At 43.3% G+C, this 16,967-nt stretch carries 11 protein-coding genes; all 11 read right to left on the bottom strand.

All coding sequences use genetic code 11. The features are described from left to right. Positions 1–397: 397 nt before the first annotated feature. Positions 398–3,151: a PQQ-dependent sugar dehydrogenase gene (locus AC1XUO_RS24585; RefSeq protein WP_483332488.1), complete on the bottom strand. Its 2,754-nt coding sequence runs from the start codon at positions 3,149–3,151 to the stop codon at positions 398–400. A gap of 225 nt (positions 3,152–3,376) precedes the next feature. Beyond that, on the bottom strand, positions 3,377–4,585 hold the full coding sequence (locus AC1XUO_RS24580) for an ROK family transcriptional regulator (RefSeq protein ID WP_483332487.1): 1,209 nt from the start codon (positions 4,583–4,585) through the stop codon (positions 3,377–3,379). Between the two features lie 58 nt (positions 4,586–4,643). Then, positions 4,644–6,359: an FAD-dependent oxidoreductase gene (locus AC1XUO_RS24575; protein ID WP_483332486.1), complete on the bottom strand. Its 1,716-nt coding sequence runs from the start codon at positions 6,357–6,359 to the stop codon at positions 4,644–4,646. Between the two features lie 395 nt (positions 6,360–6,754). Beyond that, the gene (locus tag AC1XUO_RS24570) at positions 6,755–7,999 is read right to left on the bottom strand and encodes a sugar MFS transporter (RefSeq protein WP_483332485.1); all 1,245 of its coding nucleotides are present in this window, start codon (positions 7,997–7,999) and stop codon (positions 6,755–6,757) included. A gap of 1 nt (position 8,000) precedes the next feature. Next, positions 8,001–9,203 (bottom strand): n-acyl-d-glucosamine 2-epimerase, encoded by a 1,203-nt coding sequence (locus tag AC1XUO_RS24565; protein ID WP_483332484.1) that lies wholly within the window; start codon positions 9,201–9,203, stop codon positions 8,001–8,003. 608 nt (positions 9,204–9,811) lie between these two features. Further along, the gene (locus tag AC1XUO_RS24560; RefSeq protein WP_483332483.1) at positions 9,812–11,008 is read right to left on the bottom strand and encodes a S8 family serine peptidase; all 1,197 of its coding nucleotides are present in this window, start codon (positions 11,006–11,008) and stop codon (positions 9,812–9,814) included. Between the two features lie 386 nt (positions 11,009–11,394). Beyond that, positions 11,395–11,883, bottom strand: coding sequence for a cupin domain-containing protein (locus tag AC1XUO_RS24555; protein ID WP_483332482.1), 489 nt, complete (start codon positions 11,881–11,883; stop codon positions 11,395–11,397). Positions 11,884–12,014: 131 nt separating this feature from the next. Next, positions 12,015–12,662, bottom strand: a complete 648-nt coding sequence (locus AC1XUO_RS24550; RefSeq protein WP_483332481.1) for a cyclophilin-like fold protein — start codon at positions 12,660–12,662, stop codon at positions 12,015–12,017. 296 nt (positions 12,663–12,958) lie between these two features. Then, positions 12,959–15,202, bottom strand: a complete 2,244-nt coding sequence (locus AC1XUO_RS24545; protein WP_483332480.1) for a xanthine dehydrogenase family protein molybdopterin-binding subunit — start codon at positions 15,200–15,202, stop codon at positions 12,959–12,961. A 30-nt stretch (positions 15,203–15,232) separates the two neighbouring features. Beyond that, positions 15,233–16,216: an FAD binding domain-containing protein gene (locus AC1XUO_RS24540; RefSeq protein ID WP_483332479.1), complete on the bottom strand. Its 984-nt coding sequence runs from the start codon at positions 16,214–16,216 to the stop codon at positions 15,233–15,235. Next, entirely contained in the window at positions 16,213–16,851 is a 639-nt protein-coding gene (locus AC1XUO_RS24535; RefSeq protein ID WP_483332478.1) for a (2Fe-2S)-binding protein, read from the bottom strand. The genes AC1XUO_RS24540 and AC1XUO_RS24535 overlap by 4 nt, the downstream gene beginning before the upstream one ends. Positions 16,852–16,967 lie beyond the last annotated feature (116 nt).

Here is a 16,967-nt window from a genome sequence, read left to right as displayed (position 1 = left end):
TTTCCCAGTTGAATTTTTTGAAGAATATTAATTAATATTCACCCCGGATTTCCTGTAATAAATGCAGCAATCCAGGTATATGAAGAAGCGAAAAAAATATTATTTTAATTAGAGGCTAATGCAATTTAATTCTCGGTGACTATTAAGCTTCGACTTTGTACTTGAAAATAAATCATCCTATTCCTGCTAATCTTGAATTTAGAAAATTACATCGTATGGAAACTGAATATTAACAATATTGCTTACTACGGTATACAAATGAAAATAGGTCAAACAGAATTTTTGTATAATTCTGTTTGACCTATTACATCTCATCAGAGATTTTAGTCTATTTTCAAGTAACCTACATAGCTAGATCACAAAAACTTGCCATTAAAAGGCATCGTAGAGCGAAGAATTAGTTTTCGAAATAAATCCAATCAAGAAAAAACAGGCCGACTTGACTTTGATCAGGATTCGAAAAAGTAAAATACAGATCATGAATACCTGAAGTCGGTTTCAGGCTGATCTCGAATTCCTTCCAGTCTGTTTTCACATCCTTGGGCTGACCTGCTGAAACCGGCAAACTTCCGATCAAGGTACCGTTTTCTGTATCTTGTCTGATTTCTATCAAACCGCCAGCCCCCTGCTCCTGTAACCGGATTTTTATTTTTTTGATATGGGTAAAATCGATTTGTTTGAAACTGACATATTTTCCATTCTTGCCCCAGATCGACGAGACATAACCGGTATTCAAGGTAGCGATTACGACATTGGCACTGCCCTCTTCATAATCTTCCATCTGAATAAGCGGGTTTCGCAGCACGATGTGGCTACTGCTATTGAGCGGTTCGATACCATTGGCTCCTTTATCGGTATAACCGGCCAAAAGCACATAAGCTCCTTCCTTCCCCTGCCCAACGTGTTCCGTAAGTTTTAAATTACCATTCAGTGGCAGCTGTTTCTTTTGTTCTCCTAGCGAAAGTATGTATCTGGAAATTTCAAGAGCATCTTTTTCAGGCAAATCCATGTGCGGCGGCATCGGATAGGTCCCCCAGCTGCCACTTCCTCCTTTGATGATTTTGTTGGCCAATTTCTGATCAGACCCTTCCTTTCCGGCATATCGTTTGGCGACTTCCTTCAAAGCCGGCCCAATCGATTTGGTATCCATTGTGTGGCAGGCTTTGCAGTCGAGAGAGGCATACAGTTTTTCTGTTGCGGCATACTTAATATTTCCATGACTGGCTCCCGATAACGCCGATGCAAGATCTTTACCAAAAGGCAGATAATTGAAGGAAGCCGTAACAGCTGACTTTTCAATTACTTTATCTTCCGTGTCTTTCACATTTATTTTGTAATCAAAAATCGTATTGTCCCAGTAAAAACTCTTATTGGCACTGCTGGTTATTGAAACTGCCGGCGGCGTATTTCCTACTTTAACCTGAACGGTCGCAATACCCTTTCCGCCCTGAGGATCCGAAACGGTAAGTGCTACATCATAAATTCCAGGTTTGGTAAAAACATGTTTCACTTTCGATCCTGACATTTTTTTTGGTCCTATTTTCCACTCAAAGGTTAGTTTATCAGCCGGGTCATAATCCCTGGACTTTTCAGCTGAAAACGAAACCGTCATTGGAGCGGCGCCATACTGCTTATCAATCTGAATATCAGCCATGGGGTTTCGGTTTCCTTCGGAATATTCAATGCGCATCAGGCCAGCATCGGTATTTTTAGCAAACCAGTTGGTTCCGTAGGCTAGCATGTAGATGGCCCCATCGGATGCTATTTTCATATCCATGGGCGCGATCACCTTCAAATGTGGCAGAAACGGCTCCATGCTAACATAATTTCCGTTTTTATCCAGCGTCACAGCCATAATCCATTTGCGGATCCATTCGTAGATAAACAGCTTTCCGTCATAATACGCCGGCAGTTTATATTTTGCATTCGGGTACAAATCGCGGTAATAAACCGGCCCGGCCATCGCACTTGCGCCTCCTTTGCCGACCAGTGGCCATCGTTTTGATTCCCCTTTGCCATACCATATCATCGCAGGTTGTGCGGCTGGTAGATTTTTAACCCCTGTATTATTGGGCGAATTGTTTACAGGATGCAGCGGATCCTGTTTTGGTCCTTCTTTTTTTGTTTCAAAATCATACTTTGGAAATCCTTCGTTGTTCCCTAAAAAATAAGGATAACCAAAAAAGCCCGGTTTTCGCGCCTGATTGATTTCGTCATAACTCAAAAAATTCTCTTCTGCCGGAACATTGGTATCCGGCCCGACATCCCCCCAGTAGACAAAATTATTTTTGGGATCCACTGACAACCGGAACGGATTACGACAACCCATTACATAAATTTCAGGATAACCCGTCGAGCCATCTTTTGGAAAAAGATTTCCATCCGGAATGGAATAAGTACCATCTGCCTCCGGCTTGATTCTCAATATTTTTCCGCGGTAATCCTTGCTGTTCGCGGTCGTTCCCTGACCATCGGACAACCGCCTGCCCGGACGCTCATCGGTAGGGTTATGGCCTTCAATTTCCTCAGCGTTTGTATTGTCACCGGTTGAAAGGTAAAGCAGTCCGTCAGCGCCAAAAGTCAGATAACCCGCTGAATGACAGCAATAAGTACGCTGCGTAGGAATTTCGAGTAATACTTTTTTAGAAGCCATATTAATCTGGCCATCCGTCATTTCGTACCGTTCTAGGTTGCTTACATTTTTATTTCCACCGACACCGTAGTAGAAATAAAGCCAGTGATTTTTGTCAAATTCCGGATCGGCTGCTACGCCCAGTAAACCATCTTCAATACCGCTGAAAACATTAAAATGTGCTATGGTTTTAATCTGCTTTTCTTCTGCATCATATAGTTTCACAGCTCCTTTGCGCTCAACAATCACGACATCCAGATTGGGCAAAATAGCCATTTCCATCGGCTCGTCCAGCCCTTGTGCCAGCATCATGTGTGTAAAACGGCTGCTGTCAGGCGCCGATGTGTCGGCAGTTGCCTTTCGAATTAAGCGTGAGTTATCCCGGTTTTCGGATTTTGTATATGTTTTGTTTTCCTGATAAAACTTGCCAGGATTTTTATCTGTAAAAAGATTGAATACCGTTACAGATGCCAGGGCACCTGTGAGAAACAATCCGCTGAATAATTTTAGGTTGCTCAAAAGGTAAAGCCGTTTAAGGATTAGGAATAGCTATTTCAAAAATAACAAAACTTGATATTTTATTTTACTTTCTTATGTTAGAATAAAATCTAAATTTATTAAGACGACCACGCCTGTCGGGATTATTAGCCAATGAGTTGAGGAGATTTGAGGGTATCTGGAAAAGATAATTTGAGCTTTAATCCGAAACTCAAACATCAAAATACTGGTTCCATAACCTTAGCACTATTCAATTTCCAACATACGATTTCTTACCAACAGACATGCGCCAAGAATGCCGGCACGTTCTCCAAGTTTTGATATTTTTAGCTGAGAATCATTGTTCACCAAACTAAGAGAATATTTGTTCAAAGCCGTCTTGATAGGTAAATAGAGATAATCTCCCGTCGAAATCAGGCTGCCGCCGAGCACAACCAGTTCAGGATTCAGCACGTTTATCAGCGCGGCAATTCCTCTCCCCAGATTTTCTCCAACCCTGGCAATTAGTTCAATAGCAAGTACATCATCATTTAGTGCGGCTTCTATAATATCGCCCATACTGATTTTTTCGGGACTGACTCCCTTTATCGTTGTGATCACGGACGAAGATCCTTCCGCCAGTTTTTCCCGGAACATTCGGGTAAGCGCCCAACCGGAAGCTTCCGTTTCCAGGCAGCCTTTTTTACCGCAATGACAGAGACGCTCGTTATCGAAAATCGGTATATGCCCAATCTCGCCTGCGTAGCCGGATTTACCGTAATAAACCTGACCATCAAAAAGAATTCCGACACCTATGCCGTAGTCCAGATTTAGAAAAAGCACATCTTTTTCGTTCTCAACAACACCGGCACAAAATTCACCATAGGCCATGGCCCGGGAATCATTTTCCAAAAAAACAGGTATACCGACCCTTGCCTGAATCACGCCTGCAAGCGGATTTTCATCAAAATGAAAAAAGCTGTAACTATGCCCCGTCTGATAATTGATCCTTCCTGAAAGATTAAGACCAATCCCTAGTACGCGGTCTGACGGCACTTCAAGATCAGCGATAAAATCCTGAATATAAACACATAACGATTCGAGCGACTCCTTTGTATTATCCAGGTGGAATGGCAGCTTTTCGGAGATACGGACCAGATTCTTTTGGAGGTCGGACAAGCCTATATTGATATGGCTCTGCTTGACATCCACACCGATAAAAAAAGCCGAATCAGGAACGATACCGTACAGATTAGGTTTCCTTCCACCGGTTGATTCAATCTTGCCATAATCTTTAATGAGTCCCTCCTTGATAAGCTCGCCGATAAGGGACGTAACCTTGGGTACGCTCACATCCAGCTCCTTACTGAGATCAGGAATGGTAGTATTTCCGCTATTTGCAAAATATCCTAAAATAACCTTCCTGGGATCACTCTTCTTACCTCCTACACCAACTAATCGAATCGTTCGACTCATATATTTTTTAATTGATCATTAATCCAATCTTACTTAGATAAGTTGCTGGTATCTTATTCTATTTGGGCCAGTTCGTTTCAATACCCTGTTTTCTTATAAAACCCTGAAAATCAGTCAAAAACTCCTGATTGTCACGAACCACCTTGGGAATTATATTTTTGTTCAAAGCATATTTTACAAGCAAACCTACCGATTCGCCAATGCTCCATTCAACCGGATGCAGGCGGTAACAGCCGTTTGTAATATGCGTGGTACCGATGTTTTTGTTTGCAGGAAGAAGATTTTCCATTCTTTCCGGAAGCAGTGCCCCCAGCGGAATCTGGAAGGGAAGAGAGCCGAAATCAATATAATTATCTCCGGCCGTACTTGGGTGCAGATCAATGTGGTAGTATCCAACGCCAACACTATCATAAAATTCCGCAGCTTTGTTTTCGGCTTTTTTTCCCGTAACCAATGCGCGGTTATCGACCCCAACATGCTCTTCTTTAATCGTAAAAACTGCCTTGATTCTTCTTGATTCGCGAACGTAGGGATATTTCGCCAATCCATCTTCTGTCCCCATAATATCTTTTCTTAACCGGACCCCAGGCCAACCTTTTCCTCCGTCAGGACGAGGTGCTTCGGTCTGCAGCCAGTAGAGAAGTGACAGGCTCAACTGTTTTCCACGCTCAAAATGTTTATTAAAATCCTTTTCACTTGCTCCTACCAGATTTCCCAGAAAATAATCGTTCTGCGGCCAGTTCACGATTGTGATATCTCCGGGGTAAAATCCCTTTTTAAAATTTTCCTTATTGATAATTTTTCTGTAATTCCAAAGATTTAACTTTTCACCCATACTGATCCCTTCCGGATGGAAACCCAGCATTTTCGGTTCGAGGGTTTTAGGGTTTGAATATGAAAGGTCCAGTAATTTTCCTGACCAGGGCTTTGACATTTTCGGGACAAAGTTTTTCCAGAAGTCATATTCCTTAGGCTTCTCAATCACGTGATTTTCGCCTGGAACATAATCAATCGCGAAACAAACTGTAAAAGCCTGATTATTTTCCGGATCAGCTTTTTCCGGTGCATGCAGCTCACCGGTTTCACTTTTTGATTCAGCTCCTGTGACAAATTCAGTACCAGTCAGCGGAAGCAGGTCACCCAGTTCTGTCGCATCTACAAAATACGGCGCTACTAAAACCAGCTTTTGCTTACTTTTAATACTAACCGCATCCAGCGATTTAACCCGATTATCTTTTGCATCAGCTCCTGTAATTTTATGTTCAAGAAGAAGTTTTAATTTTCCATTACTCAGGTAAGGCGCAAACATATCGTTCAGCACGGCAACCGCAACCCTGGGCTCATGACAAAGCTTGGAAACCGAGCCGTCGCCGGGATTCAGATTTTTCCTGGCTTTTGCCTCATCCGTCAGCGGATAATTACGTTTGTAATAATCTCTTACATTGTTCCTGAAATCCCGGTAAAGCTGTGTGGCGCCGTGTGTTTCGATCCAGACATGCTCATCCGGCGGAACTCCCTGCTGACTTACCTGCCCACCGAGCCAGTCTGTTTCTTCGGTCAAAATGACGGATAGCCCATTTCTTAGCGCAGCCATGGCTGATGCACAGCCGCCAAGACCACCACCGGCAATGACCAGGTCGGCAGTTAAAACTACTTTCCCGTTTAACACTTCCTTTTGTACCGCTTGTCCTGTCGCCGGCGTTGTTATTAATGACGCTGTGGCCAGAACACCGCTTCCCAATGTCAGATTTTCAATGAAATTTCTACGATTCATAATTCAAATTTACTGTATAATATTTTAGGTTTGCCAGTCATTTAATACCTGGCAGATCTTAGCAAATAAGTCGCTTCATTTACCACTCCGGATTTACTGTGAGTTCCGGATTCGTGTCACGAATCGACTGAGAAACAGACAATAGGTTCCAGATCTTGCTGCAATATCCAGGCATTGAAATCCCTTGAATTTCCGGGCTTTTGAATTGCCGAGTATACTCATCGGACGAGAAATTAATTCTGCATTACCGATCAGCCCCATTTTTTTCGTCATTTTAAGACAAGGTGGCCGGGCATCCAAAGGAATGAATAAAATGCTCGGCTTTAAAGCCGGCTCCTTTGCTTCACACAAGAAAATGAAAATGTTTACAAATAGTAAAGTAAAGATCACGCTTTTCATATGCTGCTAAAATTTGATTTATAACCGTTCAAACCGTAAAACAGGATGTAGACGTAACAGACCAATGGGAGCATAAAGGCGACTGCCCAAGTGGAATTATCAATCAAAAGTCCCTGGCAAAAAGAAATAATTGCTCCGCCTGCGATAGCCGTTGACAGCAAACCCGAAGCCTGGGTAGTGTATTTTCCCAGACCATTAATGGCAAGTGAGAAAATGATGGCGAACATCATGGAATTACACAAACCCACTGCGACCATAGTCCATACTGCCAAATAACCTGTAACGTTTACAGATATACTAATGAACATAATCGCTACAACAGCGCTGATGCCTAAAATCAGGGAAGCCTTAACTGATTTTAATAGTACCGAACCAACCAGCCGTCCAACGAGCATCAATCCCCAATAAAAAGCCACAAAAGTGTTGGCATCACTTTCGGTTATTTTTAAAAGATCAGCAATGTAGTTTGTCAAGAATGTGCCGACCGATACCTCAGCTCCGACATAAGCGAAAATGGCGATCACGCCCAAATTCAGATTTCGAAATGAAAAAACACTTTTCGCCGTCGAGACTGTTTCGTTTACATCATCATTTGAACCATGTATAACTGGAAGACGCAGTCTACTTACAATCAGCGCTATAACGATCAGTAATCCGGCAATGCCGAGGTAAGGAAATTTAACGGCATCACTGGAAGACGCCTGTTGAAGGGGTGCAAGAATAAAATAAGCGCCAAATATTGGTGCCGTGGTGGTGCCAAGCGATCCGAAACCTTGAATTAAAGTCAGTCTTGAAGAAGCTGTTTTGGCTGGACCCAGGATGGTTATGTATGGATTCGCAGCTACCTGTAATAAAACAATCCCTATCGCTACTACGAACAGAGCAGCCAAAAATAATGAATATTGATGCAAAACCGTTGCAGGGAAAAACAGGAGTGCACCACAGGCAGCAATGGCAAAGCCTAGTACCATTCCTTTTTTATACCCTACCCTTTCCACTACTCTTCCGGCAGGTATGGAAGCGATTCCATAAGTTAAAAAAAAATAAAACTGAACCAGCGAAGATTCTGAGTAGGAAAGCGTAAAACCTTTTTTGAAAAAAGGAACCAACGTATCGTTCAGGCAGGTGATAAAACCCATCATAAAATACAACACACCCAAAGTTACCAGTGCCGGGGTATAGTTCAGTTTTCCAAGACCTACCTCCGAAACCGTTATGTTTTTAAGCGGAATATTTGCCATATTAAAAAGTAATATCAGATGAAATATTTTCTGATTTTTTGACCCTTATCGCTTCAAGTGTTTTCCAACACTGGTATAGTCCGCGTGGAACGTGAAAACACCCTTTCCATTTCCCTCCTTTTAACGGGAGCAAAACTTCGCCTTGCCTGTTCAGATATCCAAACCATTCTGCATTATCCTTGTCTGCAAAATGCTCCCAAGTATATTCATGAACTTTTTTAAACCATTCCATACACTGTTCATCGCCGGTATGCAGGTAGCCTTTCAATAAGCTGATAAGCGTTTCCATATGAACCCACCACAATTTCTGATCCCATTCAAGCTGTTGAGGCGGATGGCCTTTGACATCGAGAAAATAAAAAATTCCGCCATACTTCTTATCCCAGCCGTATTCCAGAATTTGTAAGGTAATATCCTTAGCCTTCACCGCAAGTTCCTTATCACCTTTCCTTTCAGCCAGATCCATCACGAACCACATCGCTTCAATTCCGTGACCGGGATTCACCAACCTTCCTTCAAAAGAATCAGAAAATGTGCCATCCTGGGTCACGTTTTCAAATATTAATCCAAACTCAGGATTGTAAAATTTATTCATGATCGTATCGATCCCTGACAGGATTGTTTCTTCAACCAAAACAGGATCCAGAAGATGCTCAATTTCAAGAACCAGATTGCAAAGGATCATTGGTAACGCAAAACCTTCCAGCGGGCGTGTTCCGGGATATCCTTTACTATAAACACCTTTTGGGTCATTCTTTCTTGCTATTATTTTGTGAAAGGTATCTGCCGCGATCCTGGCATGTTTTTCACTTCCTGTTGCTTTGTAAAGTTGCCCGAAAGCCATAGAGGCAAAACAATCTGAAAAAATGCTGTGCGGCTGCGTGAGCGGTGTACCTTCTCTGGTTAACGAAAAATACCAGTTCCCCTCAGCATCCCGTCCATGCTTTTCAAGAAAACCAGCGCCCTGAAGAGCGAAATTCAGCCATTCCGGTTTCTGCTCAACCTGGTTATATAACATCGAGAAACACCAAACCTGACGACATTGAAGCCAGACAAATTTATCAGTATCAAAGATTTCACCCTCACGATCCAGACAGGTAAAATATCCACCATAATCCTTGTCTTCTGACTTATTCAACCAGAAGGGTATGGTGTTTTCCAATAATGCGCCTTTGTAAAGCTGAATGAATTCATCCATTGGCATATATCAATTGTAGCGACGGATTGGAGGTAAGATGCTATTTGACAATAAAAAGTAAATCAAAAGAATCACTTAATAATTATAATTATTTTCTTTTGCCAAAAATAGAAAAATAAATATTATCATTGGCAAGATTTTATAAGTAATTTATTTTACCTTCTTGAAGCTACGCAAACCCCAAAAAACTGTTTTCTCGATTACATCGTTAATTTCAACAATTATTTAATCTAAAATTAGATACTTATTGCTGGGATTAGAAGCGTCTTATTCATTAAAAATATACAGGATAGTTAATAAAATATAAATTAAACTATAAAGCAGCTAAGGTTTAAGCTTTGTATACCTTGCTGTGCCAACTAAATATCAACAACCTGAAGATAAGCTGTTAGCAATTAGCGAAGAAGATTAAAATCAAGACAAATAATCAGAAACTCGCGGGAAGCAATTTTGGAAGACAATTTTTCAGCGTGGGCAGCAGAATAGAGCAAGTTTTGTTATGTAGAAGTCAGGTTTTCGTGCGCATTGGACTTCCCGGACGGCTATTATGAATTCGCCGGGTGGCAAAAAAGGGTATATGTCACCTTGTTGATACCGAGTGGCGTATTAACCAATCATTCACCTTCGCCTGCCATAGGATCTGGTGTTCCATCCGGATCGCCAGAAACAGCACCATGCATTGGCAGATTACTTCCTCGAATGATCAAAAGTCCTGCAACATGTGGTGCGGCCATTGAAGTTCCGCTTAAAGTTGCATAACGGCCATTGCTGTAAGAAGAAACAATTCGTACACCATAAGCGCATACGTCAATACTCGCGCCATAATTTGAAAATGAAGCAAACCGATTGTCCTGATTCATTGCAGAAACCGTAAAGACGTTAGCATGGTTGACACGCGCAGGAGAATAATTTTCGACATCTGCCCCTTCATTCCCGGCGGCTATGGCGAACAGAATACCCGCATCTGCTCCCCTTACGATTGCTCGTTCCAATGTCAGTGATATGCCTTCTCCTCCCAGACTCATATTGACAACATCCCCGGCCCGGCCATTCTGAATTACATAATTCACTGCCTGAATGATGCCTGAAAGCCGTCCTTCCCCTTCGTCATCCAGAACCCGCAATGAAACCAGGGTGGCACCGGAAGCCACTCCCGTTGTACCAATATTATTATTTACAGCCCCGATGATACCTGCTACATGAGTCCCATGACCATTCTCATCGTCCGCAGAAGTTTGCCCGCTGATAAATGATCTGCTACGTGCTTCATCCACGTTGAGATCGGGATGGTCCAGATCAATACCAGTGTCAATAACCCAGGCAGTTTTAGTCATCTGCAAATCTCCGCGGCCATAGCCGGTCTGTATTGTATTCCATGTCAGGGTAGACGAAGTGGTAACGTCCACGCAGCTACAAATGGACATGATTCTATCCGGTTCGACAATCATCACGGATGGGTCCTGTCTTAACTGAACAGACTCTGTTTCTGTAAGATTTGCTAGAAAGGTCGTCTGTTCACCGGAAGTCAAAACCTGGGTTTCTACATTAGCAATTTTCCTGCTGGCCAGGAATTGTTCGGTCAGCACTTCCGCAGCGGCCACGCGCGCTTGCTGATTGCCAGATATTCTTTGTGACGGCTGATATGTGACCATGTAGGCTCCTGAAATAATCTGGCCGCTATTTGAAGTAGCCTTCACCAGACAATCTGCAGCGATGGTTGGCTCCATTTCGTTGCCGTTTTGACAGCCTACAATACTTAAAAATATAATGACAACATTTGTCAGCGTTGCAAATGAAAGATACCGTCGCATGGATAGTACGAAACAATTAGAAAATACAGTTTTAGAAAAAACGTAAACAATTAAATCATGCGGCTCCCGGGGATAATTCTTTCAAAAAACAATACGCATTACAAACGTGAAATGTGTCAATCAATTTTAATGTTCAAGCTCATTTTCAAAAAATTATGTTATCCACGATGCTGATCGTGAGAAACAATCGCATGAATTCCTATCCATTTATCTTTTTCCTGAAAATTTTCCGCCATCGTGTTTTGTAAAAAAATTAAATTAATCTCTAAAAGTATTTTCTACCAAAAAAAACAGGCCCATATCACAGGCCTGTTCGCAAATTGTTGATCCAGTTTTAGGAAATGGCTATAATAATTTCTTACTGAGCACAATATATAATCAAAACATTATTTATAGGCGTTGTATTCTTTGTCAGTCACGGGTTGCAGCCATTCAACAATACCTTTTTCGGTATTGGGAATGATATACATTTGATGCAGGCTGCTGCCAGGCGTCGCGCCATGCCAGTGCTCCACATTGGGCGGACATTTCACTACGTCACCCTTTTTCATTATCTCGATTGATTTCCCCTTTATCTGGTGTAAGCCCTCACCGGCGGTTATGATAAGAATTTGACCGGCAGGGTGTTTGTGCCAATTTGATCTGGCACCAGGTTCAAATAATACGTTTCCCACGACCGTGTTGTAAATGGAATCGTTGGCAAGAAGTCTATAACTATAGGCCTTGCCTGTAAAGTTCTCCGCTGGACCTTGCTCGCCTTTGGGAAAGATCGCCTGCGGAGTAAGCTTATCAGATGTGGTATTTGTTTGAGAATAACCTTTTGAGAAAATCAGCACAGCCACAATCAGCAGTAGAGGTAATTTGAATCCTTTCATTTTTTTGTCTGTTTGATATGATTAAATAACTGACACATATTTATTATCCGCTGAGTAAAATAAACATTGTCTACTTTGGCAAGGGCTGAAAATTCTCAAATTTTAAAGCCTATAAGTTAATTCCCGCTTATCTATTCCAATTCATACCGGACGGAAACGGACCCACTCCCCACCGCAGCAGCAAGACCGGACGGGTTATCTATTTTCCCAAGTCTGGTATAACTATACGAGGTAGAAAACGATTCGTAAAAAAGAACAAGCGTTGTAGAGCCATAGAGCATCAGATCCCCGGTTGAAATGGTACGAGGATTGGAGGCATTTGCCGGCAAACTATTACTGAAGTTGTAAAGCTTCTCGTTGCCATTTAATTCACTCATGGTCACTGCCATCGGCAGACGCGCCTTAAAAGCGTTTACGGTGGAATTGGCAAGCAATGTTGCCGTGAAAGTTCCTGAACCAATTGTAATTTTGAGCCTGTTCCCTGATGTATCCGTGCCGATATTATCAGATCCGGGAATTTGCTGTCCCGGATCATCCTGACCCGGGTTTAGATCGTTGTCAGGTTCAATAGCACTATCAGCGTTACAAGCCATGATGGCCAAAAACAATATCAGTAATGGAAAAAGCATTAGCTTTGATTGCTGCATTTGCCTTCTACGCACAAACTTTCCAATAATATTTTGACGAGAAAAGACTGGGTTAAAGTTTCGCTGCCTACGGTGAGCTTCTGCTGATTTTAGGCAAAAAACCTTTTCGCCTTTTGTTTCTATTGAGTTCATAAAAATATTTCGATGGATATTTCAGTGGTTCAAAGTTCGCAGAATGCAGACTGAATAACCCAATGGATATCAAGCGATATGTTATGAAAATCAAACAACTTAGCTGTTGCGGTGCGTGACGATCAGACTTTCAACCTAAAAAATCATATAGGGCCTTTAAGCAAAAGACTCAAAAGAGCCTTGATGTAATTTGGTCGAATTTTACCGGATCGGCATGATCCGGTAAAAACGATTTTTAATGATAGGGTGCTGATGCCAGTATTTAATTTAGCCCCGTTCAAAGATTACATAGCCTGTCAAATCAACTTGTCCGGCGTGATTGGCAATTCCCGGACGCGTTTTCCAGTAGCATTAAAAACAGCATTGGCAATCGCAGGTGCCACTCCTATTATGGCAATTTCACCTAACCCTTTACTGCCAACCGGATCGGCCAGAAGGTCAGGTTTATTTACAAAATAGACTTCAATATCCGGTACATCTGCATGTACAGGCACGTGGTAATCACCAAAGTCTTTGGCCATATAGCGGCCAAAACGATGATCCATAACCGCATCTTCCATTAAAGCCATTCCGATTCCTCCGGTTGCCCCGCCGATCATCTGACTCTCGGCAGTTTTTGGACTAACGATTGTTCCGGCATCTGCGCAACATACTATTTTTTTCACACGAACCTGGCCGGTGAACGGATGCACATGAACCATTGCAAAATGCATCGAAAATGCATTCATGGAATATTTCTTGCCGTTTTCACTTGGCTTAGACTCCTGCGTGGTCTCAATTTTCTGTATGTCATTTTGTTTAAAAAAGTCACTCAATTTACCGGACGACTTCCCCGAAATCCTGATTTCACCTTTCTCAAACATAAGATCATCAGGCTTCGCAGCACTGAATGAAGCGACGCTTTTGGCCGCAGCCATCGTAATGATCTGCTCTTTCAAAGCGTTACAGGCTGCCTGCACGGCTGGGCCAACGCTGTTCACAGTAGAAGATCCTCCCTGCAATCCTGCATTCGGAAACTCTGAACTGCCCAGGTGAAAGGTTATTTTTTCAGAAGCAATGCCGGTCGTATTGGATGCAACCTGCACCATCGCCGTCGCTGTACCAGGACCAATGTCTGTAATTGCACAATGCATAACTAAATTTCCATCCATATCAAGTTCAGCATGTACAGTCGCGGAGCTCCGGTTTGCCCCGAAAGTGCCGGTGCCCATCCCATATCCTACCAGCCATTCTCCATCGCGTAAAGTACCGGGTTTAAGTTTTCTGTTTTCCCAGCCAATCCGTTTTTTCCCTTCTTCATAACACTCCCTCAGATATTTTGTCGACCAGGGAAGATTTTTATCCGGATCGGATTCTGTGTAGTTCAAAAGCCGGAAGTCAATCGGATCCATCTCAATGGCATGCGCCATTTCATCCATAGCAGATTCCAGCGCAAAAGCACCTGTTGCTTCTCCCGGACCTCGCATCCAGATGGGCGTTGCCACGTTGAGAGGCAATAACCGGTAACGCGTGCTCACATTTGGAGAGGCATACATCATGCGGGTCTGAGCCAGGGTCGATTCTGTGAACTCCTCATAGGTAGAAGTCTGCCCGATGGAATGATGGTTGATCGCAACCAGCTTTCCTTCTTTGGTCGCGCCCATCTGCATTTTCTGCCAGGTACGGGGACGGTAGCCTACCATGGTAAACATCTGCTCACGTGTTAGCACCAGTTTCACCGGCCTTTTCACTTGTTTGGCCGCAATGATCGCTGCGGATTCGTGCGGCCAGCTATGCAGGCCATTACCAAAAGCACCACCGACAAAAGTCGCTATCACCTTCACATTTGGCTCAGGAATATTCCATTCTTTTGCAAAAGTTTTTTGAGTCGACTTTGTGCCCTGCACTTTATCATAAATGGTCAATTTGTCATCCGCTTCCCAATGGGCAGTTATGGCCTGCAACTCCATCGGATTATGCATTTCAGTAGGCAGGATGTATTCTGATTCTATTTTGAATGGCGCCGTTTCATAAGCATCCGTTTGTCCGCGGTCATAATCTGCTGTCCCCGATTTTGGATTCTTTTTAGCGGCAGCGGTAACCACCGCATTTTTCACATTCGCTTCAAAATCAGTTTTATGTACCTGCTGATCGTACTGGATTTTGACCAGTGATGCTCCATATTGCGCTTTTTCAAGACTGGTCGCCACGACGATCACAACAGGCTGATCGTTGGAATAGACCTTGCTGTCGTAAAAAACACGGAGTGGCTGGTTGGCCGAAGGTGCTCCTGATGAACTGTCCGCAGATGGTTCGTAGCCGGGCACTTTAATTCTGTTGGTATGAGATATCACCGCTAACACACCCGGCGCCCGCTCCGCAGCTTTGGAATCTATACTCTTGATAGTTCCCTTCGCAATCCGGCTCCCCACCAGTACGCCGTATGCCAGATTTGGCAAAACGTATTCTGCGGAATATTTTGCCGCGCCCGTCACTTTCATACGGCCATCCACCCTATCGAGCGGCTGATATTCTTTTTTATCAAAAAATGCTTCGTTCATGATCTTTTCTTTCAAGGATTTAAGATACGCCTACACCAAACCTGTTGCGTTTTTCAATGCTTCAACAATCACGTTCGGTCCAAGTTTGAGTTTAAACCCATTGTGTTTGTAAGCCTTCGCGCCCTGCATGGCGATTTCTGCGGCTTGACTAAAAGTATCTTCAGCGGCAACTTTTCCGATAAGGAATTTTTCTGCTTCTTTTAACCTCCATGGTTTGTGCGCCACGCCGCCCATGGCGAGCCTGGCATCCCTGATTATTTTCCCGTCCATACTTAACGCCGCAGCAACCGAAACCAGCGCAAATGCATAAGAAGCACGGTCGCGCACCTTAAAATAATGCGCGTTTTTATTCAAATCATTGTCCGGAATTTCAACCGAAATGATCAGTTCACTGGCTTGCAACGTATTGTCTTTTTCAGGTTGCATGCCGGGAAGCCTGTGAAATTCTTCAAAAGGAATTCTCCGTTCACCTTTCGGACCTGATACCACCACGGTTGTATCCAGTGCGACCAATGCCACACACATATCACTCGGGTGCACTGCAATACATTTATCGCTTGTTCCAAAAATGGCATGCATTCGGTTCACCCCTTCCAGCGCACCACATCCGCTACCAGGATGACGCTTGTTGCAAGGAAGAGCTGTGTCATAGAAATATGAACACCGCGTACGCTGCATGATGTTTCCACCGACCGTTGCCATGTTTCTGATCTGGGCAGATGCGCCCGCATTGAGCGCTTTTGCAAGCAGCGGAAGTTTTTCCCGGATCAGTTTATGATCAGCTACCTGACTATTTAAGGCCAGTGCTCCAATAACAATCTTGCCGTTTTGCTGCTCAATGTTTTTGAGCGGAACTGCATTGATATCTACCAGTTTCGTTGGAGCCATCACATTTCGCTTCATCAGGTCAACCAGGTTCGTGCCACCGGCGATGAACTTGGCATTGGCATTATTTGCCAGGGCATTTACCGCAGCCTTGGCTGTCGACGCGCGTTCGAATTGAAACTGTATCATGATTTTCGCCCCCCGTTTTTAACTTCCTGAATCGCTTTTACAATATTCGGATATGCTCCGCAACGGCAGATATTTCCGCTCATAAACTCTTTGATATCTTCTTTCGTTTCTGCATGTCCTTCGTTGATACAGGCAATGCCAGACATAATTTGGCCGGGTGTGCAGTAACCGCACTGAAAACCATCATGTTTGATAAATGCCTGTTGCATTGGATGAAGCTCATCCCCTTTTGCAATTCCTTCAATGGTCGTAACCGCTTTACCTTCCTGCATCACCGCCAGACTCAAGCAAGATAACACCCGTTGTCCGTCCACATGGACCGTACAGGCTCCGCACTGTCCATAATCGCATCCTTTCTTGGTTCCTGTTAAGTCCAGCTGTTCACGAAGTACATCCAGAAGTGTAGAACGAGGTTCGATGGCCAGCTGTTTTTTTACCCCATTTACGGTCAGATTTACCGGTGTGGTTTCAAAAGCTTCACTAAGTTTTTCTCCAAGATTATATTCCGCTGCTTTGGCAACAGACAGGGGAGCAACGGCAATGGCAGTAAGAATAGAAGAAGTCTTCAAAAAATCCCGCCTGGATTCATGTTTATCCTCCTTTTGTGAATGATCTCTAGATTTTTTATTGTCCATGGTGATTGCTTACATTGATGGCAACTTATTCGCCGTATTCTTTTGGTGTGATTCGACTCACCTGCTTGACCGCATTAACAAAGGAGTTTATTAATATCGGGCCAAATCTATTTTGT

The organism is Dyadobacter sp. HNCC25DJ186 (assembly GCF_056895235.1).
Note: the sequence above shows the minus strand (reverse complement) of the source record. Positions and strands in the feature narration are given on the sequence as shown.